The following is a 20869-nucleotide window of genomic DNA, read 5'->3' as shown; positions in this document are numbered from 1 at the left end:
ACGCCCCCATTAAAGTGCAAAGCGGAACTTCTCTAACCCGCCGAACAAGAAATAAATTGTAACAATGACCTCTTGAAATACTCTAAACACCTAGAAACCAACATTGACCGAGCAAAAATGAGAAACCTTGCCTTTTATAGCTGGATGGAAACCCAGTTCATTAAAGCCCGACCCAGTGGTAACGTATGCTTTCGCATTGCTCAGCAGAAGAAACACCATGAGCAAACTTGTTGGTTGAATAAAGGATTAACGAATGACTATCGAGCGAGAGATTTTCTCGGCCCTTATCGCGCAGAACGCATTTCAAGATGAAAAGCCGAGCGTACAAAGCTACGCCCAGCTAGCCGTCGACAAGGGATTTAGAGCGCTTTCGTCAAAGCAACAGGCAGTGGTAAGCCCTTTCCTGCAAAAAAAATGCGAGGGCATGAAAAAACCAAATGAAAAACATAACAACTGCCAGAATATTATAGGCGGTCGTGAATTGGTTACAGCCCTTGAAAAATCCGAGCGCTATAAAGGATGGCGCTGCGAGAGCTGCCGAAGTGCAGCTGAAAACCAATAAATCGATCCAAAGAGAGTAACAAGCTAAAGGCCCATAAAAACAACCAGAAAAACCACTCTTGCTCTCACTGCTCCTGAACGTTATTGCAGCAGGCCACCCTAGGCCTGCTCGCAGGTCTTTCTTTTCCTTAGGCCCTGATCAATAGCCTCGATCAAATCGCCGCTCACTCGTCACGCACTTGAGCACTTCGGAAAAATTTTGCACGACGCAGCCAAACCATTCTGCGTGTCTAATTTTCAAGGAGAAAATAGTGCCCATATATCAAATAGCACGGCTGGTTGTTTTCGGTATCGTCACACTCTGGTGGGGCTACCGATTGGACAAGAAGAACCGTCAAAAAGAGGTGGCCGCAAAAGACAAAGCGAAATAATAACCTCCCAGGGTCGCTGGCAGACATCCCTGATAACGGTTCCTGCATCGCCCAGGCTGGTGGTGCCGGCCAGTCAATTGTGTCGGGGTATCCGGCCTGCTCCGGTAGCCGGTTCAGGGCCACCCGGTATTTTTCCCAGGCCTTGAGCGCGACCACCTCTGCCTCGGTGGCTTCGTCGATATCGACCGTATCCTGCAGTGGGGCGATGGCAGCAACGGCAGAGGCACGGTAAGCGGCGGTCTCGGCGACCACGGCGGCCAAGTACTGCCGAGCTGCGGCCTGCTCTTTCATTTCCTTGGTGACCATACGAGTCCAGTCGATATTGCCGTTCATGCTCCCGACTCCTGGGCGGCGGGTTCTGCAACGACATCAGTCAGCAACGGCACTCGGCCACTCGGTGGGCTGATAATGTCCGCGGGGAACAGCGCGGCGTGCGGGGCATCGTCTGCGCAGGGCAACTGCAAGGTGATCTGGAGCTGGCCGTTGACCCGCTCCACCGGCGCGACAAACCATTCATACAGAATGGCAGCCTGCGGCAGTGGCCCCTTCAAGCAGCACAGCCTAGGTGCCCTGCTCGACTGCATCATGCGTCGAGCAGGGCAACACCTGTCACCGTTTTTCATCGTCAACGAGCATGGCAAACGGATAGCTGGTCGATGCTGCGCAACAGGTGAGCAGATGCGCGTGAGGCTGACTGGGTGAAGGCGGAAGTAGAGAAAAGCGCTGACCTGACCAACCGCATCGCCCAGTTCCAATTCAGGAATATCCGACCGAAAGCGGCTTCAGAGATCAACAATCTGAGCGATGCGAGCGTGCTGCTCGGCCACTCGAAACAGGGCATCACGGATGCGCGTTTACCATCGCGTCGGCGCCATTGCCAAGCCCTCCAAGTGAGGACCGTTTTGGGGCTGTCGTCTAATTGTTTTGGGACTTCCGAACTTTCCAGCGCACAAAGAAAAACCCCGCAGACGTTAATCTGCGGGGCTTTCAATAATGGAGGCCGAGGTCGGAATCGAACCGGCGTAGACGGATTTGCAATCCGGAGCATAACCACTTTGCTACTCGGCCTCAAATGCCAGAGACTCCCAAAAAGCAATCTCAAACATATACAACTCTTTAAGGAAATAACTCACTAAAACTGCTATCTCCTTGAAAACGCTAGCCTTTTCAGCTGCCTCGTTTTCGATGGACGCAATTATGTACTCATTCCTTTGTGCTGACAACCCCTTGAATTCAAAAAGTTTTATTTTTTTCAATCAAGAGCGCTGATGAGCAGTGCGCCGGGGTTTGCACGCAGGATTCGGGGTGACGCCAGCCCGGCAAAGGGTCTTATCATACAGGTTATGCCCCGCTCCGTTCCGGATATCCGCGCCAATGATGCAAACCGAACTGGATCTGTTCAACCCCACGAGCCCGCAGCCACCACAGTGGGTCGCTGCACGTGCAGTGGTACTGCCCGGTTTTGCCTTGCCCGCGGTACCGGTGTTGTTACCAGCATTGCGCACGGTCATCGGCGAGGCGCCCTTTCGCCATATGGTCACCCCAGGCGGATTGAAGATGGCGGTGGGGTTGACCAACTGTGGCCGCTTGGGCTGGGTCAGTGATGCTCAGGGCTACCGCTACAGTCCGGTCGACCCACTGAGTGGTCGCCCCTGGCCAACTTTGCCCGAAGCGCTGCTGAGGCTGGCCAGTAGCGCTGCCGATGCCGCCGGGTTTGAAGGGTTTGTACCCGATGCCTGCCTGGTCAATTGCTACCGCCCCGGTCATCGATTGAGCCTGCATCAGGACCGCGACGAGCGCGACTTTACTCAGCCCATCGTGTCGGTATCGCTGGGGTTGCCGGCGGTGTTTCTACTGGGTGGCCACAAACGCGGCGATCCCACCCAGCGTATCGAGCTTCGCCATGGCGATGTGCTGGTCTGGGGCGGCGAGGACCGGCTGCGCTTTCATGGCGTGCAACCGCTCAAGCCTGGAGTGCATCCGCTGCTGGGCAGTCGGCGGATCAACCTGACCTTGCGCTCGGCCGGATAACCCGCCGCCTGCCTTGACCGGCGCCAGGCAGGCGCTCCATGATCGGCCTCCTCCCCGCCTTTCAAGGAACGATTGCATGAAGCTGGAAACCCTGGCCATCCACGCGGGCTTCAGTCCCGACCCCACCACCAAGGCCGTGGCCGTACCGATCTACCAGACCACTTCGTTCGCCTTCGATGACACCCAGCACGGTGCCGACCTGTTTGACCTGAAGGTGGCCGGCAACATCTACAGCCGCATCATGAACCCTACCAATGATGTGCTCGAACAGCGTATGGCCGCCCTTGAAGGCGGGGTCGGTGCCCTGGCGGTAGCGTCGGGCATGGCGGCCATTACCTATGCCATCCAGACCGTGGCCCAGGCCGGTGACAACATTGTTTCGGTGGCCAAGCTCTATGGCGGCACTTATAACCTGCTGGCCCATACCCTGCCACGCTTTGGTATCCAGACCCGCTTCGCCGCCCATGACGACATCGACGCCCTCGAGGCGCTGATCGACAGCAACACCAAGGCGGTGTTCTGCGAGTCGATCGGCAACCCGGCCGGCAACATCGTCGACGTGCAGGCGCTGGCCGATGCCGCCCACCGCCACGGCGTGCCGTTGATTGTCGACAACACCGTGGCCACCCCGATCCTGTGCCGGCCGTTCGAGCACGGCGCCGATATCGTCGTGCATTCGTTGACCAAGTACATCGGCGGGCACGGCACCAGCATTGGTGGCATTGTGATCGACTCGGGCACCTTCCCCTGGGCCGATCACAAGGAGCGCTTCGCCCTGCTCAATACGCCCGATCCGTCCTACCACGGTGTGACCTACACCGAAGCCTTCGGCCCTGCGGCCTTCATCGGTCGTTGTCGGGTGGTGCCTCTGCGCAACACTGGTGCGGCACTGTCACCGTTCAACGCCTTCCTTATTCTGCAAGGCCTGGAGACCCTGGCTTTGCGCATGGAGCGCCACACCGAGAACGCCTTGAAGGTTGCCCATTACCTGCAGGCCCATGACCAGGTGGCCTGGGTCAAATACGCGGGCCTGCCCGACCACCCCGAGCATGACCTGGCCCTGCGTTACACCCAGGGCAAGCCGGCGTCGATCCTGTCGTTCGGGATCAAGGGCGGACAAGAGGCCGGGGCGCGCTTCATTGATGCGCTGAAGCTGGTGGTGCGGCTGGTAAACATCGGGGACGCCAAGTCCCTGGCCTGCCACCCGGCCTCGACCACTCACCGCCAGCTCAATGATGAAGAACTGGAAAAGGCCGGTGTGCCGCGCGACATGGTGCGTTTGTCGATCGGTATCGAGCATTGCGACGACATCATCGCCGACCTGAGCCAGGCACTGGAAGCCAGCAGGTCGTAACCTGCAGGAGCGGGCTTGCCCCGCGACAGCGATGTAACTGCCCGATCGCTGGCGCGAAACAAGCCCGCCCCACAAAGCTGTATATGCATACAGATAAAACTTGCCACTCCCTTCGTTCCTGCGCATGCTATGCCCTCCCCAGCCACAGAACGACACCCCGCCGGCATGCGCCTGTTTCTCTGCGAAAAACCCTCCCAGGCCAAGGATATCGCCAAGGTCCTCGGCGCCAACCGCCGGGGCGATGGCTGCTGGGTAGGTACCGATGTCACCGTCACCTGGTGCATCGGCCACCTGCTCGAAACCGCTCCGCCCGACAGCTACGATGCCCGCTACAAGCGCTGGGTTCTGGCCGACCTGCCGATCATTCCCAGCCAGTGGAAGATGCTGGTCAAGCCCAAGACTGCCAGCCAGTTCAAGGCAGTCAAGCGCCTGCTCGGTGAAGCCCGGGAGCTGGTAATCGCCACCGATGCCGACCGTGAGGGGGAGATGATCGCCCGGGAGCTGGTGGAACACTGCCGCTATCGCGGACCGATTCGCCGGTTGTGGTTGTCGGCGCTTGATGACGCCTCGATTCGCAAGGCCCTGGCCGCGCTCAAGCCCGGCACCGAGACCTTCAGCCTGTATCACTCGGCCCTGGGTCGCTCGCGTGCCGACTGGTTGATCGGCATGAACATGAGCCGGCTCTTCACCCTGCTCGGACGTCAGTCCGGCTACCAGGGCGTGCTGCCCGTAGGCCGGGTGCAAACGCCGACCCTGCGCCTGGTGGTTGACCGCGACCGCAGCATCGCCGATTTCGTGCCAGTGGCGTTCTGGGCCATTGATGTACAGCTCGACAGCGCGGGCACCCGCTTCACCGCGCAATGGCGGGCCGCCGAAGACGCCTGCGACGATCAGGGCCGCTGTCTCAATCAAGCCCTGGCCCGGCAGGCTGCAGCAGCCATCGGCAATGCGGTCGCTGCCCGGGTGGTAAACGTGGCCACTGAGCGCGTGCGTGAAGCCGCACCGCTGCCCTTCGACCTCGGCACCCTGCAGGAGCTGTGCTCGAAGAAACTCGGCCTCGGCGCCCAGGAAACCCTCGACATCGCCCAGGCGCTGTACGAAACCCACAAGCTCATCACCTACCCGCGCAGCGACTGCGGCTACCTGCCGTTGAGCCAGCACGCCGAGGCACCGACCATTCTTGCCGCCTTGCTGCGCGCCGATCCAAGCCTTGCGCCGTTACAGGGGCACTTGCAAGCCCAGCGCCGCTCACGGGCCTGGAACGACGCCAAGGTCAGCGCCCACCACGGTATCATCCCGACTGCCGCGGCCAGTGATCCGTTACGCTTGCCGGCCAAGTACAAGGCGGTCTATACCCTGATCCGGGCCCGCTACCTGGCGCAGTTCCTGCCCAACCACGAGTACGACCGTACCCAGGCCGACTTCGACTGCGCAGGCTTTGCCTTGCGCGCGGTGGGCAAACAGATCGTCGAGCCTGGCTGGCGCCGCGCCCTGCCCGAAGCCCTGACCCCGGCCAAAGGCCGTGAAGCGCCGGTGGCCCAGGTACTGCCGCCACTGCGCGAAGGCCAGGACTGCGCCGTGGCCGAGGTCAACCTCAAGGATTTATGGACCCAACCGCCCAAACCCTTCACCGAAGGGGACCTGATCAAGGCGATGAAGAACGTTGCCAAACTGGTGGACGACCCGCGCCTTAAACAAAAACTCAAGGACACCACCGGCATCGGCACCGAGGCCACCCGTGCCGGCATCATCCAAGGCTTGCTGGATCGCGGCTACCTGGTCAAGAACGGCAAGGCCTTGAGCGCCACCCCGGCAGCCTTCGGCTTGATCGACAGCGTGCCCCGGGCCATAGCCGACCCTGGCACTACCGCGATCTGGGAGCAGGCCCTGGACATGGTCCAGAGTGGCGAGATGAGCCTGGAAGAGTTCGTCGCCAAGCAGTCGGCGTGGATGACCAAGCAGGTGGAGCGCTGTGCCGGATTGAGCCTGACCATCAGCGGCCCTGCACCGGCGCGTGCGCCGTGGAAGAAGAAGCGCAAGAGCAGCACGCGCAAAGCCAAACCCAAACCGTAGAAGCAGGCTTGCCCCGCGATGCGATGCGACGCTCAGATCGCTATCGCGGGGCAAGTCGAGACGTCGCACCGCCGCTCCTGCAGGGTTATCTATGACCTCGGTTTCATGGCCTGCAGGGTATAGCTCAATGGCAGCCGCCAGCGGTCCTGGCTCAATACCCACTCACCGTTGTCCTGCAGGCTCATCTGCCCCGGCAAGGCTTCCCACGGGATGCTGTCATGCTCTACCAGCGCAGTGATCAGCAGGCCATGGCCCAGCAAGGCGCTGACGACCTCGCCCAGGCCATGGTTCCACTCGTGGGTGACGGTCTGTGTCAGCGGCGTGTCGGTCTGGACATAGGTCTGGTCACTGTCCCAGACCGTCGGCGCCTCACGCTCGAAATACGGAAACTCGATCACCAGTTTGTCGCGATGATCCTCGTTCACCGCCAGCAGCATCGGATGCCCTTCACGCAGGAACAAGCGCCCACCAGGCTTGAGCAACGCCGCCACGGTACGCGCCCAGCGCTCGATGCTGGGCAGCCAGATCAACGCGCCGATGCCGGTGTACACCAGGTCGAAGCTGCCCGCTTCCAACACCTGGTCAGCGGCGTACACATCCGACTCGACATAGTCGATCAACGTGTCGCAACGCTTGGCCAGGGCACGGGCTTGAAGCAGCGATTGCGCTGAAAAATCCAGCCCCGTCACCCGGGCTCCGAGTCGTGCGAGCGACAAGGTGTCAGTACCGATATGGCATTGCAGATGCACCGTGCGTGCGCCGTGGATATCGCCCAGACGTGGAACATCGAAGCGCACGACCTCGCTCAAATGCGCGGGGTCGGCAACAAACGCATCGACTTCATAGTCGCTGGACGCCGCATGCAGCGGCGCCCTCTCGTCCCAGCTCTGGCGGTTCAGTTCCATCGAGTCGCTCATGACAGTCCTTTCAGGGTAATCGGCGAAGAGCTGGAACTATAGTCGGCTCAAAGCGCCAGGCTCAAACTGACCATCAAGTTGCGCGGCTCGCCCGGCAGGTTCCACACCGCGTTGTAGCCGCGCTCGTAGTACTTGCGGTCGAACAGGTTGTTCAGGTTGAGCCCGACAGTGGCGTCTTCACTCACCTTATAGTGGGCCAGCAAATCCACCGTGCTGTAGCTCGGCAGCCGGAAGCTGCTGCCCGCCTGCCCCGAGCGCTCACCGACATAGTTGGCCGCCGCGCCTACATCCGACCCCTGCAGAAATCCGCTCTGGAATTCATACACGGCCATCAGGCTTGCGCTGTGTTGCGGTATACCCAGCAGGTCGCTGCCCTTGGGCAGGTTGGCATCGCCCTTGGTCACTTCGGCATCGATATAGGCATAGGCGCCAATTACCCGCAGCGCTTCGCTGAGCTGGCCGCTGAACTGCAGGTCGACGCCCTGGCTGCGCGCCTTTCCGGCTGCGATGCTGTCACCAAAGGCATCGGTGGTGATGACGTTTTCCTTGTCGATGTGAAACAGCGCCAGGGTCGCGCCCAGGCGGCTGTCGAACAGGTCGAGCTTCAAGCCCGTCTCGTAACCCAGGCCCTTCTCCGGCTTGTACACCTGGCCCCGGGTACCGATGCTGTTGGGCTTGAACGAGGTGGACGCATTGGCGAACACACCGACTTCAGGAGTCAGCTGGTACAGCAGCCCCACACGCGGGGTGGCCACGTCTTTCTTCTGCGTGTTGCTGACTTGGCTGGTGCGGTTCTGCGCCGTCTGTTCGATGTGCTCCAGTCGCACGCCGACCAGGCCGCGCAGGCGCTCGGTGAAGGTGATCTGGTCCTGCAGGTTGAGCGCATAGCTTTCGGTGCGTTCGAAGAAGTCGTTGGGGTTGACCAGCGCAGGCTTGGGTTTGCCATACACCGGGTTGTAGATGTCCAGGCCATAGGCGGGTGTCGTCACGCTCTGCGGGTACTTCTGGCTGTTGCGGTAGTTCTCGTATTCGAGGCCGATCAGGCTCTGGTGTTGCCAACTGCCAACGTCGAACTCGCCGTGCAGCTCGGCCTGGGTGATGGTGTCGTTCCACTCGAAACTGCGCTCGCGATAAAAACGGCTGAGCGTATTGCCCACCAGGCGTTGCGGCTCGGAACTGTTGCCCTTGAGTCGGCCCTGGGTGTAATGGTTGGCCAGGCGCAGCTTCCAGTTTTCGGAAAGGTAGTGTTCCAGGGTCAGGTCGAGCGTCTGGTTGTCGTTGTGGATACGCCCGTCATTGGGGTCGCCGAAAAAACGCGAGCGGCTGACCGGTCCCAGCTCGTTGTTCACCGCCGGTATACCGCGGTCGAACACTGACTCGGTGCGCGAGAACTCGCTGTCGAGCGACACCAGAGTGTCCGGGCTCAACTGCCAGCTCAGCGAGGGGCTGACGATGCGCCGCTCGCTGCCGACGTAATCGCGAAAGCTGCCATTGTCCTCCACCGCCATGTTCACCCGTGAAAGCACACGGCCGTCTTCGCTCAGGGGCGTGTTCACGTCCAGGCTGCTGCGGTAACGGTCCCAACTGCCGGCGCTCGCTTTGAAGTGAGTGAAGGCCTCGGCTTGAGGCCGCTTGGTGACGATGTTCACCAGCCCGCCCGGATCCCCTCGCCCATACAAGCTGGCTGCCGGTCCCTTGAGCACTTCGATGCGCTCGATGTTCGAGGTGTCCGGAGCGCTGTAACTGCCACGGTTGACGGCAAAGCCGTTCTTGTACAACTCGCCGGTAGTAAAGCCACGCACGCTGTAGTTGAGGAAAGTCAGGCCACCGAAATTGTTCTGCCGACTCACGCCGCCGGCAAAATCCAGGGCGCGGTCGATACGCGTGGTGTTGAGGTCATCGAGCACCTGGCTCGGCACCACGGCAATGCTCTGGGGCGTGTCGCGAATGTCGGTATCCGTCCGGGTTGCTGTGCTTGAACGGGTCGCGCGATAGCCCTGCACGGGGCCATTGGCGGTTTCTTCGAGTGGGCGATCGGTGACGCTCAAGGCATCGAGCAAGACCGGGGCGGCGGCCGCTGCTGGCAAGGCAAGCAATGAAACAGACAAACCGAGGGACAACCTTGCGAAGGGGGCGTACATGGGAGGCTCCTTAAAATTATGTAATAACATAACAATAAGGAGCGAAGCATAAAAGATTACCGGCCAAAAACCACCAGCTCTCCAGCTGTCGCCAGCACCAGGCTCAGGCCGCTATAGGAAAACCCGAACGCGCGCACTTCAAGCTCCACCCCCAACTTGTGAAACACCGCTGGCCGATGATACCGCGCGCCGTGCAGCCACGACCCTGGCTCGACCAGCAGCAAGTGCTGCTCGGGCCAGGCCAGGGTGATGTCTTCGATCATCCAGCCGTCGGCAGTGGCCACCGGCAGGCGGCCACCATGTATTCCGGCCATAGGGATCACCCGGTCCCGCAACGGCCCCAGGCCCCGGGTTTCCAGAAAGCGGTCGCTGCCCAAGTTGTCGGTGCGGTCGCGCGCGACCTTTTCGCCGGTGTGGCAGTCAATCACGCTGCGCCCGGAACTTGAGGCGACCAGCAACAGCTCGCTGTCGCGGTCAAAGCCGACTTCCATCAGGCCCACGATGCTAAGGCGCGCCTTCAACTGCCAGGGCGCGGGAGGTGGCGTGACCTGCAGTTGCACGATCTCGCGGCGCAGCGGGTCAAGGTGGGATGTGGGCATGTCGCGGCTCCATGTGTGGCGCGAGCGTCAGGTGTGTACCTTCGATTAGGCCCTATCCCGGACGCGAAAGCGATACGCCACACGCACATCGAGACGCGGTGCAAAGTGCCAATCTCTGGCATCATCCAGCGGTGCCGTCACCCCTGCCCTGCGGAGCTCAAATTGCCCACCCCTCGTCACTTCAGCCAGAAAACCAGTACAACAAACATGCTGAATCTCAAACACCCCCAGAGCCCCTCCGCGCCGGCCTACCGCGTGGGCTTCTTGCTGCTGGAGAACTTTTCCATGGCCAGCTTCACCGTGGCCATGGATGTGCTGGTCACCGCCAACCTGCTGCAAGCCGAGTTGTTCGCCATCACCCCGCTGTCGCTGGGCAGCGAACGCGTGACCAGCGACCTGGGCCTGGATATCTATGCGACCCGTATCGAGCGCAACGCGCTGGAGTCACTGGACCTGCTGGTAGTCTGCGGCGGCCTGCGCACGCCGCTCAAATACCCCGAACTCGACCGCTTGCTGGTCGATGCCGACGCCCATGGCCTGGCCCTGGGCGGGTTGTGGAACGGCGCCTATTTTCTCGGCCGCGCCGGGGTTCTGGACAACTACAGCTGCACCATCCACCCCGAACAACGGGCGAGCCTCGCCGAGCGCAGTGCGCAGAGCACCATCACCCCGGCAAGCTTTGTGCTGGACCGCAACCGCTTGACCGCCGCCAGCCCCAACGGCGCGCTGGAAATGATGCTGGCGTTGCTCAAGGTGCTACAAGGCGAGGCACTGGCGGGTGGCGTCGAGGAGATCCTGGCGTTTTCCGGTGCGCGTTTCCGGCGAGTGGACAGCAGCTCGAAAAAGTCCATGAGTGCGCCACTGCGCACCATTGTCGAGCTGATGGAAAACAACCTGGAAGAAACCTTGAGCCTGGACCAACTGGCGGAATACAGCGGGCGCTCGCGCCGCCAGATCGACCGCCTGTTCCAGGCCCAGCTGGGTACCTCGCCCAGCCGCTACTACATGGAACTGCGCATCACCAAGAGCCGGCGCCTGTTGCAGTATTCGGACCTGCCACTGATGGATGTCGCCATCGCCTGCGGCTTTGTCTCGGTGTCGCACTTCAGCAAGTGCTACAGCGCCTACTTCGGCTATCCGCCTTCACGGGAGCAGCGGCTGGGCGAATAAGCGCGACGACGGATGCCCAGGCTCATCATCCCTTCCAGCACCAGCACCAGCACCGCCAGCCAGATGGCAATGTACGTCGGCCATTGCGCTGGTGCGATAGTCTCCCCCAGCAGCACCGAGGCCAGTACCAGCAACACCGGCTCAACGTAGATCAACAGGCCGAACAGGGTCAGGTTCAGGCGCGGCCCCGACAGCGCCTGCAAGGCCAGGGCCGAGGCGCTGATCGCCCCCAGGCCCATTACCAGCCAGGGCAAGCTCGAACCACTGCCGGCCACACCCAGCACCACCCCGCCCTTGAATACCAGCAACAGGCTGACCGGCAGGCTCAGGCTCATGTCGAACCACAGCCCACCCATGGTATTGCTGTCGCTGACCCGACGCAGCCAGAAGTACAGCGGATAGCCCAATCCCACCGCCAGCACCGGCCAGGTAATGGCCTTGGCAATGGCAATCTGGTTGATGACGCCCAGCGCCGCCAACGCACATGCCAGTAGTTGCAGCCGGCTGATGCTGTCCTTGAAGGCCAGGCGACCGACAATGACCATGGTCAACGGCATCAGAAAGTAACCCAGCGACACATCCAGGCCATAGCCATTGATCGGTGCCCACATGAACAACCACAACTGCACACCGAGCAGCGTCGCCGACAGCAGGCGCACTGCCCAGAACAGGCGTTCTTCAAACACCCGCGCAAACAGGCGGCGTACTTCGTGCCAATGGCCGCTGGCGATCACCATCAGGGTCAGGCAAGGCACCGTCAGCAGGATGCGCCAGCCGTAAATTTCCTCACCACCGAGGTCTTGCAGCAAGTGGGTATAGGCATACATCACCGCGAACAGCACCGAGGCGAGAATATTGAGCACAACGCCAAGGGTGGCATTGGGGGTGCGAGTGTCCATGGTGCAAGCCTTCTGGTCAGGGGCAGAGGGTGATAATTTATTGCGTTGCGCCTGATAAGTGCCCTCGTTTTCCACCCAGCAAATGAGAAAATCTTGCACATGAATACTGCGCTCGACGACTTCGACCTAGCACTGCTCGACGCCTTGCAACAGGACAACAGCCTGCCCTTGCGCGAACTGGCCGAGCGGATACACCTGTCCACGGCATCGGTGCAACGACGCATGCAGCGGCTAAAAAAGGCCGGGTACATCCAGGCCAACACGGCAGTGATCGACCCGGAAAAAGTCGGCCAGGTGATCACCTTGATGGTCGAGGTACACGCCGACCGCACCCAGTCGGCGGACCTTCAGGTGATGAAACAGGCGTTTTCGGGGCCTGAAATCCAGCAGTGCTACTACGTCACCGGTGACGCCGACTTCATGCTGGTGCTGACGGTGGCGAGCATGGGCGAGTTCCAGGCCCTCACCCAGCGCCTTTTCCACGATAACCCCAATGTGAAATGGTTCAGGACCATCGTGGTGCTGGAGCGGGTCAAGTCGACCTTGCACGTGCCCCTGGTCTCCCACGCTTAAGGACCCTGGCGAATGGAAATTGCGCAGTCGCACATCCTGTACGAGACCGAACACTGGATCCTCAACCATCACCTGGCCTCTGCCCTGCCGGGTTACCTGATGCTGGGCACCCGCGCGCAGATCAACTCGCTGGCCGACCTGCCGCCTGAGGCACTGGTGCAAATGGGTAGTTTGATGGCCGACGTGCAACGGATCATGGAAACCGAACTCAAGCCCAGATGGCTGTACATCAGCCGCTACGGACACATGCCGGGGCTGGCGCTGCACTTTCACTTCATCCCGGTGTATGACTGGGTGGAGCGGGCATTCTGGCGGGATGAGCGTTATCGGGCGCTGCAAGGCTTCGGCTCGCGGGAAGCGGCGCAAAACCTCACTGATGGCGCGGAGCTGACGTTGTTCATCTGGCGGGAGTTCGGCGAAAGCCCCACCCCGCCGGCCATCGAAGGACCCGCGGTGGATGAGGTGATCGAACACTTGCGCCAAGCCTGCAGGAGCGGGCTTGCCCCGCGTTAGCCCTTGCCTGGAATACGGCCGCTACGCGAGTCACCAGCCTCGTTCCCCAGCAGCGGCGACAGGCCAGGCCTGTGCAGCCGCTGGCGATGGCACAAGTCAGTTCAATCCTGCTCCAGCGCCTCACGCAGCTCTTCGGCCGTGGCGTACTCACGCTGCGCCACCACTTGCCCCTTGTCCAGCTGCAACCACAGCACCTTGTCTTCGGCGCCTGCATAGCGCGTCGCAACGCTGCCCTCACGATCGAGCAGCACGCGGTAGCTGTAGTCGCGCATGGCCGGGATGGCGAACAGCTTGGAGATCAATGCCGGCATGCGCTGGATGTCAGCAACGAACACCGCATTGCGTTCCTCAAGATACCCTTTGGGACGATCAGCCAAAGCAGCCTTGACCAGCTTGGCACCCTCCATGTTGCTCGCCACCAGCAAGGTACGGGTCTGGTCATTGAGGCTGTATTCCTGGTCATGCTGATCCAGCAAGGTCCAGGGCGCCAAACGCTCGCCAACCTCGACGGCCTGGGCAAACAACGGCATCAGGCTCAGCAGTAAAACGATCGGGTATTTCACAAGTAACCTCATCGCAGAAAAAACCAGTGCCGATCCTACCTTGAATACCAACATGAGGCGTCACTACATCCACCCCAGCCATTTCCACCAGGTCGCCGCGAACACCAGCATCAGCAGATACCCGATCAAGGTGATCAGTATCCCGACACGGGCGAATTGCTTGGCACTGAAGGTCTCGGTGCCCAGGCACACCATGTTCTGAGGGGCGTTGATCGGCAAAATGAAGCCGTAGCTGACGACGAAACCCAGGGCCATGGTCATGCCCAGGCGGCTGAAATCACCCGGCAATGTCTGCAACACCGAGATAAGAATTGGCAGCAGCGCCGAGGTCAGCGCCGTGGCACTGGCAAAACCAAGGTGAATCAGAATCAGGAACGCCGCCAGGATCGCGAACACGCCCAGGGTGCCCAACTGATCCAGCCCGGTATGGGCCACCACCTGCGCGCCGAGCCATTGCCCGGCCTGGGTGGTCAGCAAGGTGGTTCCCAGGCTGATACCGACACCGAAGACAATCACCGTGCCCCACGGAATGCGCGCCTGCACATCTTTCCAGGTCATCACCCCAAGGCGCGGCAACAGCAGAATCACCAGGCCCGCATAGGTGGTCGAAGTGGTATCGAAGTGATGCAACTTGCCTTCAGTGGCCCAGGCCAGCAGCAACAGGACCGACACCGCCAACAGGCGCTTCTGCGCTCCGCTCATGGGACCAAGCTCGGCCAGGGTCTTGCTCACCGCTGCCTTGCCGCCGGGAATGCTGTCACTCTCGGGTGGCATCATCTTCAGCACGACGAAGATCAGCACCGCCGACATGATCACCGCCCACGGGGCACCGGCAACCAGCCAGTCGATCCACGACACCCGGGCGCCGAGCATCTTGTCCATGAAGCCCACCGTCAGCAGGTTCTGCGCCGCCGCCGTCTGGATGCCGATGTTCCAGATACTGGTGCCCTGGGCCACGATGATCATGATTCCGGCGGCGATGTTGGAGCGCTTGTCGACACCGAAGGCGGCAATCACCCCCATCATGATCGGTACTACACAGGCACTGCGCGCCGTGGCGCTGGGCACCACCAGGCTGAGCAGGATGGTCACCGCCACTGCGCCGAGCAGAATGCGCCGGGTACTGACACCCACGCTTGAGAGCGTCACCAGGGCAATGCGCCGGTCAAGGCCGGTATGGGTCATGGCCGCAGCAATGAACAGGGCGCCGACCACCAGGGCCAGGGCGCTGTTGGAGAACCCGGTCAGGGCCAGGCTGATGGCTGCGGACGAACCATAGGTGACCGAAGGGTCGGCCACGGTCGGTGCAGTACCGAGCAAAAAAGCCATGAGCGAGGTGATCATGATCGCGCTGGCCTCGTACGAGACCGCCTCGCTGATCCACACCACCACGGCAAACGCCAGAATCGCCAGTACCCGGTGCCCGGCCACCGGCAAGTCGGCCGGCAGCGGCAACAAGAGCACACCGATCAAGGCGGCAACCCCCACCAGCAGGCCGATCGGAACCTTCATTCGGGTGCTTTGCGCATCCGCTGCGCTGGCCGACGAACGCATGTGAATCTCCGTGCAATGTATGAGCGGCCATGATCGGATACATCCCCCACCGGCGAACTGATTCGCATCAATTACCAAGGAATCGAGCATTGTCCGACAAGAATGTAGTGCCACAAAAAAATCACTACAAAACATATTGACGCCGTTCATCGGCCCTTGCATGATGAGGTCGTCTCCCCGATCGGGGACACTGGCAAGGGTGTTCCAGGCAGCTCGAAGGATCCATGAGCTGTATGCGGATGGGTACTGCCCAAAAGGCAGCGTGTAAAAGCCCCCAGTTGCGACGCTGCTGTAGCAGCTTTCTTTCAACGCTACATGTGATGTGCGCCGAGTTTGAACTCAACTACGAATGGTCTAGGGGGCTTTATGATGAATCTGAACAATCAACCGACTGTTGACGAATTGGCCCGGCTGTTCGCCGCGCGCAAAGACACGCTCGACAGCCACATCCTCTGGGTCTGTGAACGCGGCGAAGTGCGTCTCGACAGCCTGGGGCCACTGACCGATGAAGCACAGTTCGAGCAACGTACGCCGAACATGCGCGCCCGGTTGAAGATGTACCGTCGTGGCCAGGGCTATGTCGGCAAGAAAGCCGCCGCCGACACCCAGTACGTAGGCCGCGTTCTGCAGACCCTGCAACACGAGTGGGCCGAGCTGCAGGACAAACCGGGGGTCGCGGTCATCGACCGCCTCTGCTAAGTCACCCAACGGCAACACGCAAAGCCCGATCCGCAAGGATCGGGCTTTTTTCATTGCCGCGCGCACTGGCTACAATGACCGCCTTTTCTTCAAGAGCATGCTTATGAACAGCCCCCTATTCGGCACCGGCGATGCCTCCTACCAGGCTGCTGGCGGTATCGACGGCCTACGCCGCCTGGTCGACGATTTCTACCGCCTGATGGACCAGACCCCAAGTGCCCGCCCGGTGCGCCAGATGCACCCGGACAGCCTCAAGGCCTCGCGGGACAAGCTGGCCTGTTTTCTCAGCGGCTGGCTCGGCGGTCCGGCGCTGTTCAGCGAACGCTATGGCTCGATCGCCATCCCCGCTTTTCATGCTCAATGGCCGATCGATCAGTCCCACAGCGATATCTGGTTGAGCTGCATGGAGCAGGCAATTGCGCTACAGGGTTACTCACCCGAGTTCGCCGAATACCTGCTGCGCCAGTTGCGCGTGCCGGCCCAGCGTATTGTCCAGGCCAGCCGCAACCGCCACGCTCAGGCCTGACGCCGCAGCGGCGCCTGCTCCAGCGGCAGCCAGCCGGTGGCCAGCGCGCGAGCACGCTCTACACCCCAGGCCATGGCCCGGGTCATGGTCTCGCCAGGGCGGTTGTCGTAGTACTCCTCCACCATTGCTTTGCCCTGGCGCGCATAAATGCCCAGGAACAGTTGCGTGGCGCCGGTGCGTGACAGCCTGACCTGGACGTCAATGCTGGTACCGTCACTGAGCGCTTCTTCATGGCTGCGGCTGTGCAATTGCGCATCCGCCCATTTCCAGAAAGTTTCTTCCCTGATACGCATCGACTGGCTCCTGTGTAGTTGACGGCGGGGCAAGTAAGTCATACCTGAGCGCGACAGGCGAGCGCCTATTTCGCATCCGTTGAGCAAGGTCAAATAATGCAGAAAAAACCCCGCCTATGGAGGCGGGGTGATGTGAACCTGTTCACTTTTTTGCCGGAACCCTGGGCATGAACCTGCCCTGCTTGGCGCGTTGCACATGGCTGGGCTTGACCTGGTCCGAGTCATCCAGGGTCATGTGGGCAAAGCCCAGGCGGTAAGCCGCCTGACCGCAACGCACCTGGCTGTTGATGGGAAATTCGTCGCCGTTGTCCTCGAAATAGGATTCGCTCATGCCCTGCCTCCCTCTGACAGCGGGGCGGTACCGGCAAGCAGATGTTTGCCCAGGAAAATACCGACCCAAGAGCCTCTGAGACTAGCCGGTCATTTAGAGACTTCCTGGCCGAAAACCAAAAAGCCCGACCAATGGCCGGGCCAGATTGTCGCACCCAAGGCTCAGCGGAGCTTGACGGCAGTACCGGTAACGAACACCACGACCATCCCGCCACGGGACGACGGCATGCTGATTTCATAGTCCAGCCCCACCACCGCATCGGCCTGCAGGCTGCGGGCACGGGCCTTTATCTCGTCGGTGGCCTGGATGCGTGCCTCTTTCAAGGCGCTTTCCAGGGTTTGCGAACGGCCACCAAAAAAGTCGCGAAAACTGGTGAACACATCCCGTACCACGTTGATGCCCTGTACCGACTCGGCGCTGACCACATCCAGGTAGGCGACGATCTGACGGCCTTCGACGGTGCCTGTGGTGGTGACAATCATGCTGCTCTCCTTCGGTCTTGCAGGGTGTACGCCGCACGCAGGTGGCGGCAAAAGAAGGCGATGGTAACAAAATCCCGCCGCCGCCCCGCCGCCATTTATACAAGCACCAACTTGTTTAACCCGACAGGCACACCTAGACTCCCCCACTCACATCCGCGAAGGAGTCGCGCATGCACCCTGCCCCTCAGTCTGCCTCCTGGGCGCAGCTACTCAAGGGCCGCAATGCCCTACGCTCGATCGCCCTGGCCGGTGGCGTGGGGTTGCACGCCATCAACGTCTACATCGTCACCACTATTTTGCCGACGGTGATCGCCGACATCGGCGGGCTGGCCTTCTATGCCTGGAGCACCACGCTGTTTGTGGTCACCTCGATCATCGGCTCGACCCTCTCGGCACGATTGCTCGAACGCCTCGGCGCGCGACGCGCCTTCCTGCTGGCATTGGCCGTGTTTGCCGCAGGCTCGGCCCTGTGCGCCGCCGCCCCGAACATGACGGTGCTGCTGGCCGGTCGCAGTGTGCAGGGGTTTGGTGGTGGCATCCTGTTTGCCCTGAGCTATGCCTTGATCCGTCTGGTGTTCGATGAGGCGTTGTGGCCGCGCGCCATGGCCATGGTCTCAGGCATGTGGGGCGTCGCCACCCTGTGCGGGCCCGCCATCGGTGGCGTATTCGCGGAACTCGGCCATTGGCGCTGGGCGTTCTGGTCGTTATTGCCGGTGGTAGCCCTGCTGGCCCTGATCGTGATCCGGCAACTGGGCAGCATCGTCGCCCCTGCGCCAACGCGCTCGCGCCCGCCCTATGGCCTGATCGCCTGCCTGGTCGTCTCGGTGCTGGTGGTCTCGACCGCCAGCCTGTCCAGCCAGTTGCTGTGGAACCTGTTGGGCATCGTCGCAGGTCTTGCCATCGCCGTGCTTATAGCCCGCCTCGACCGTCACCCTGAACGGCGTCTGCTGCCCACCGGCTCATACTCTCTGGGCACCCGTCTGGGCGTGCTGTACGCCATGATGTGCCTGCTGATCACAGCCATGACCAGCGAAATTTTCGTGCCGTACTTCCTCCAGCAGATCCACGGCCTTGGCCCGCTGGCCGCCGGCTACATGACTGCCGCCATGGCGGCAGGCTGGACCTTGGGCGCCCTGTTCGGTGCCGGCCGCTCGGGCGAGGCGGCCGAACGCCTGATGCGGTTCGGGCCTGCGGTGATCGTGGTGGCCTTGCTGGCCTTGGCATTGATGACACCCCAGGCGCATTGGCTGCACAGCGCAGCCGGTGTAGCGAGTTACTGCCTGGCCCTGGCCGGCGTCGGCCTGGGCATTGGCCTGGGCTGGCCGCACCTGCTGACCCGCGTGCTGAGTGCAGCCCGCCCGGGCGAGGAAAATCTGGCATCGGCCTCGATCACCACCGTGCAACTGTATGCCACCGCCCTGGCTGCTGCCCTGGCCGGGCTGGTGAGTAATGGCGCAGGCCTGGTTGACCCAGGCGGTGTAGCCGGCGCCCAGAATGCCGCCGCCTGGCTGTTCGGGCTGTTTGCCCTGGCCCCGGTACTGACGTTGCTGCTGGTCTGGCGCATCACCGGCACACCGGCCAAGGTCCCGGCCTGATGCATTGCGTATCCATCCTTGTGCAGGACGCCCACCGTGCATGACACCGCCGCTTCCCCGCTCCCGACGGCCACCGCCGAGCGCATTCTGTTTCTGCTCAAGACCCGGGGCCCGCTGAAAACCACCGACCTTGCCAGCCTGCTGCACATCAGCTTCGAGGCCACACGCCAACAGCTTCAAAAACTGCAGGGCGCGGACCTGATCGCTGGTATCAGCGCACCGGCCAGCGGTGCCGGGCGACCGTCACAAAAGTGGGTACTCACCGAGACTGCGCAACGACGCTTCCCCGACACCCACAGTGTGCTCACCTTGCAACTGATCGAATCGGTCGAGCAGGTGTTTGGTGCCGAAGGCGTCGATCAACTGATCAGCCGCATGGAGGCCACAAACCTCAAGGAGTATCAGCATGCCTGCAGCCAGGCCCGGAACCTGGAGGATAAGGTCCGCACCCTGGTGCAATTGCGCGAGCAGGCCGGCTATATGGCGCAGATGCAAACCTGCGACGATGGTTGGCTGATCATCGAGCACCATTGCCCGATCTGCGTTGCGGCCAGCCGCTGCCAGGGGTTCTGCCGCTCAGAGCTGCAGACATTCCAGGCGGTGATCGGCAATCAGGCGCAAGTGGAGCGCTGCGAACACCTGCTCTCGGGCGACCGGCGTTGCGTCTACCGTATCACCCCTGAACCCACCCTTAAGTCCACTACTGGGTGAACGGGCCTCCTGGCTCAGGCCTCGCCCTGGCCGGCCAGCCTGCGGGCGGCCATCAGCCTGGGACCGAACACATTGATCAGCAGCCCGGCCATCACCAGCAATGCGCCCCACCCCTGCAGCGGGCTCAGACGCTCATCGAGCAGCAACGCCGAAGAACTCAGGCCCACTACCGGGACCAGCAGCGAAAACGGCGCCACCTTGCCGGCCGGGTAGCGCGACAACAGGTAGCTCCACAAGCTGTAGCCCAGCATGGTGGCGACAAACGCCAGGTAGGCCAGTGACAGGATCGAGCTCCAGCCAATACCGCGCAGGGCGCTCTCGATCAGCACCGGCCCTTCCAGCCACCACGACAGTGCCAGGAATGGCAACGGCGGAATCAACCCGCCCCAGATCACCAGCGCCACCAGGTCGATGTTGCCGAACCGCCGGGTGATGATGTTGCCCATGGCCCACATGGCAGCGGCGCACAAGGTCAGGATCAAGGCGAAAAACGGCACGCGGGCGCCGTTCTCGCTGCCGATCAGGGCCAGCCCTGCAGCGGCGACCAACAGCCCCAGCACACTGGCTGCGCGCAGCCGTTCACCCAGGAACATCGCGGCAAAGAACAGGGTGAAAAACGCCTGCGACTGCAGGACCAGCGAGGCCAGCCCCGGCGGCATACCGTTGCCCATGGCCTCGAACAGAAAGGCGAACTGCCCCAGGGAAATGGTGGCACCGTAGGCGATCAACCAGCGCCACGGCAACTGCGGGCGCTTGATCAGCAACACCGCCGGGAACGCTACCAGGGCAAAGCGCAAGGCCCCCAGCAACATGGGCGGCAGGCCATCCAGGCCCACCTTGATCACCACGAAGTTGACGCCCCAGGCGATGATCACCACCAGTGCCAACAGCAAGTCCTTTAATGGCATAGTCC

At 61.6% G+C, this 20869-nt stretch carries 23 protein-coding genes and 1 tRNA gene; 11 read left to right on the top strand and 13 right to left on the bottom strand.

Features of this window, described 5'->3' with window-relative positions; translation table 11 throughout:
• Positions 1–253: 253 nt before the first annotated feature.
• On the top strand, positions 254–562 hold the full coding sequence (locus ABVN19_RS06565) for a hypothetical protein (protein ID WP_028941844.1): 309 nt from the start codon (positions 254–256) through the stop codon (positions 560–562).
• A gap of 229 nt (positions 563–791) precedes the next feature.
• Here ABVN19_RS06565 and ABVN19_RS06560 read toward each other — a convergent pair whose 3' ends face one another.
• The 3 genes from ABVN19_RS06560 to ABVN19_RS06550 form a co-directional block, all read right to left on the bottom strand.
• Positions 792–1265, bottom strand: a complete 474-nt coding sequence (locus ABVN19_RS06560) for a tail fiber assembly protein (RefSeq protein ID WP_105641765.1) — start codon at positions 1263–1265, stop codon at positions 792–794.
• Positions 1262–1483 carry a hypothetical protein gene (locus ABVN19_RS06555; RefSeq protein WP_146117320.1) on the bottom strand — a complete coding sequence of 74 codons (222 nt, stop codon included), beginning with the start codon at positions 1481–1483 and terminating at the stop codon, positions 1262–1264. The genes ABVN19_RS06560 and ABVN19_RS06555 overlap by 4 nt, the downstream gene beginning before the upstream one ends.
• Positions 1484–1926: 443 nt before the next feature.
• A tRNA-Cys gene (locus ABVN19_RS06550) sits at positions 1927–2000 on the bottom strand.
• A 306-nt stretch (positions 2001–2306) separates the two neighbouring features.
• Between ABVN19_RS06550 and alkB the strand changes: the two genes are divergently transcribed.
• The 3 genes from alkB to ABVN19_RS06535 all read left to right on the top strand — a co-directional run bounded on the left by alkB (position 2307) and on the right by ABVN19_RS06535 (position 6390).
• Entirely contained in the window at positions 2307–2963 is a 657-nt protein-coding gene (alkB, locus tag ABVN19_RS06545) for a DNA oxidative demethylase AlkB (RefSeq protein ID WP_028941767.1), read from the top strand.
• Between the two features lie 76 nt (positions 2964–3039).
• Entirely contained in the window at positions 3040–4317 is a 1278-nt protein-coding gene (locus tag ABVN19_RS06540) for a bifunctional O-acetylhomoserine aminocarboxypropyltransferase/cysteine synthase (protein ID WP_028941766.1), read from the top strand.
• 165 nt (positions 4318–4482) lie between these two features.
• The gene (locus tag ABVN19_RS06535; RefSeq protein WP_105641767.1) at positions 4483–6390 is read left to right on the top strand and encodes a DNA topoisomerase III; all 1908 of its coding nucleotides are present in this window, start codon (positions 4483–4485) and stop codon (positions 6388–6390) included.
• A gap of 89 nt (positions 6391–6479) precedes the next feature.
• On the opposite strand, the gene ABVN19_RS06530 is transcribed toward ABVN19_RS06535, so the two are convergent.
• The 3 genes from ABVN19_RS06530 to ABVN19_RS06520 are packed head-to-tail and all read right to left on the bottom strand — an operon-like array spanning position 6480 to position 10047.
• Positions 6480–7307, bottom strand: coding sequence for a class I SAM-dependent methyltransferase (locus ABVN19_RS06530; protein WP_028941764.1), 828 nt, complete (start codon positions 7305–7307; stop codon positions 6480–6482).
• Between the two features lie 47 nt (positions 7308–7354).
• Positions 7355–9448: a TonB-dependent siderophore receptor gene (locus tag ABVN19_RS06525; protein WP_177431048.1), complete on the bottom strand. Its 2094-nt coding sequence runs from the start codon at positions 9446–9448 to the stop codon at positions 7355–7357.
• A gap of 56 nt (positions 9449–9504) precedes the next feature.
• Positions 9505–10047: a hypothetical protein gene (locus ABVN19_RS06520; protein WP_028941762.1), complete on the bottom strand. Its 543-nt coding sequence runs from the start codon at positions 10045–10047 to the stop codon at positions 9505–9507.
• A gap of 162 nt (positions 10048–10209) precedes the next feature.
• Here ABVN19_RS06520 and ABVN19_RS06515 point away from each other — a divergent pair, with 162 nt between their 5' ends.
• Positions 10210–11217, top strand: a complete 1008-nt coding sequence (locus ABVN19_RS06515; RefSeq protein ID WP_028941761.1) for a GlxA family transcriptional regulator — start codon at positions 10210–10212, stop codon at positions 11215–11217.
• Here ABVN19_RS06515 and rarD read toward each other — a convergent pair.
• Complete coding sequence (gene rarD / locus ABVN19_RS06510; protein ID WP_105641768.1) at positions 11181–12116, bottom strand: EamA family transporter RarD; 936 nt, start codon at positions 12114–12116, stop codon at positions 11181–11183. The two genes, ABVN19_RS06515 and rarD, sit on opposite strands and share 37 nt — an antisense overlap.
• Positions 12117–12215: 99 nt before the next feature.
• Between rarD and ABVN19_RS06505 the strand changes: the two genes are divergently transcribed.
• On the top strand, positions 12216–12689 hold the full coding sequence (locus ABVN19_RS06505; RefSeq protein ID WP_036989307.1) for an Lrp/AsnC family transcriptional regulator: 474 nt from the start codon (positions 12216–12218) through the stop codon (positions 12687–12689).
• 12 nt (positions 12690–12701) lie between these two features.
• Complete coding sequence (locus ABVN19_RS06500; RefSeq protein ID WP_028941758.1) at positions 12702–13202, top strand: HIT domain-containing protein; 501 nt, start codon at positions 12702–12704, stop codon at positions 13200–13202.
• Between the two features lie 101 nt (positions 13203–13303).
• Here ABVN19_RS06500 and ABVN19_RS06495 read toward each other — a convergent pair whose 3' ends face one another.
• Entirely contained in the window at positions 13304–13765 is a 462-nt protein-coding gene (locus ABVN19_RS06495; protein ID WP_028941757.1) for a hypothetical protein, read from the bottom strand.
• 63 nt (positions 13766–13828) lie between these two features.
• Positions 13829–15319, bottom strand: a complete 1491-nt coding sequence (locus ABVN19_RS06490; protein WP_028941756.1) for a DASS family sodium-coupled anion symporter — start codon at positions 15317–15319, stop codon at positions 13829–13831.
• Between the two features lie 366 nt (positions 15320–15685).
• Between ABVN19_RS06490 and ABVN19_RS06485 the strand changes: the two genes are divergently transcribed.
• Positions 15686–16018, top strand: a complete 333-nt coding sequence (locus ABVN19_RS06485; protein ID WP_028941755.1) for a hypothetical protein — start codon at positions 15686–15688, stop codon at positions 16016–16018.
• A gap of 103 nt (positions 16019–16121) precedes the next feature.
• Positions 16122–16544, top strand: coding sequence for a group II truncated hemoglobin (locus ABVN19_RS06480; protein ID WP_105641769.1), 423 nt, complete (start codon positions 16122–16124; stop codon positions 16542–16544).
• On the opposite strand, the gene ABVN19_RS06475 is transcribed toward ABVN19_RS06480, so the two are convergent.
• The 3 genes from ABVN19_RS06475 to ABVN19_RS06465 form a co-directional block, all read right to left on the bottom strand.
• The gene (locus tag ABVN19_RS06475) at positions 16535–16837 is read right to left on the bottom strand and encodes a hypothetical protein (protein ID WP_028941753.1); all 303 of its coding nucleotides are present in this window, start codon (positions 16835–16837) and stop codon (positions 16535–16537) included. The genes ABVN19_RS06480 and ABVN19_RS06475 overlap by 10 nt on opposite strands.
• A 142-nt stretch (positions 16838–16979) precedes the next feature.
• Positions 16980–17168, bottom strand: a complete 189-nt coding sequence (locus ABVN19_RS06470; protein WP_105641770.1) for a hypothetical protein — start codon at positions 17166–17168, stop codon at positions 16980–16982.
• A gap of 161 nt (positions 17169–17329) precedes the next feature.
• On the bottom strand, positions 17330–17650 hold the full coding sequence (locus tag ABVN19_RS06465; RefSeq protein WP_105641771.1) for a YbjQ family protein: 321 nt from the start codon (positions 17648–17650) through the stop codon (positions 17330–17332).
• A 170-nt stretch (positions 17651–17820) separates the two neighbouring features.
• Here ABVN19_RS06465 and ABVN19_RS06460 point away from each other — a divergent pair, with 170 nt between their 5' ends.
• Positions 17821–19245: an MFS transporter gene (locus tag ABVN19_RS06460; protein ID WP_028941750.1), complete on the top strand. Its 1425-nt coding sequence runs from the start codon at positions 17821–17823 to the stop codon at positions 19243–19245.
• A gap of 36 nt (positions 19246–19281) precedes the next feature.
• The gene (locus ABVN19_RS06455) at positions 19282–19956 is read left to right on the top strand and encodes a metalloregulator ArsR/SmtB family transcription factor (RefSeq protein WP_105641772.1); all 675 of its coding nucleotides are present in this window, start codon (positions 19282–19284) and stop codon (positions 19954–19956) included.
• A 14-nt stretch (positions 19957–19970) separates the two neighbouring features.
• On the opposite strand, the gene ABVN19_RS06450 is transcribed toward ABVN19_RS06455, so the two are convergent.
• The gene (locus ABVN19_RS06450) at positions 19971–20864 is read right to left on the bottom strand and encodes an EamA family transporter (protein ID WP_105641773.1); all 894 of its coding nucleotides are present in this window, start codon (positions 20862–20864) and stop codon (positions 19971–19973) included.
• Positions 20865–20869 lie beyond the last annotated feature (5 nt).

Source organism: Pseudomonas vranovensis (assembly GCF_040438935.1).
Lineage (GTDB): Bacteria > Pseudomonadota > Gammaproteobacteria > Pseudomonadales > Pseudomonadaceae > Aquipseudomonas > Aquipseudomonas vranovensis.
Note: the sequence above shows the minus strand (reverse complement) of the source record. Positions and strands in the feature narration are given on the sequence as shown.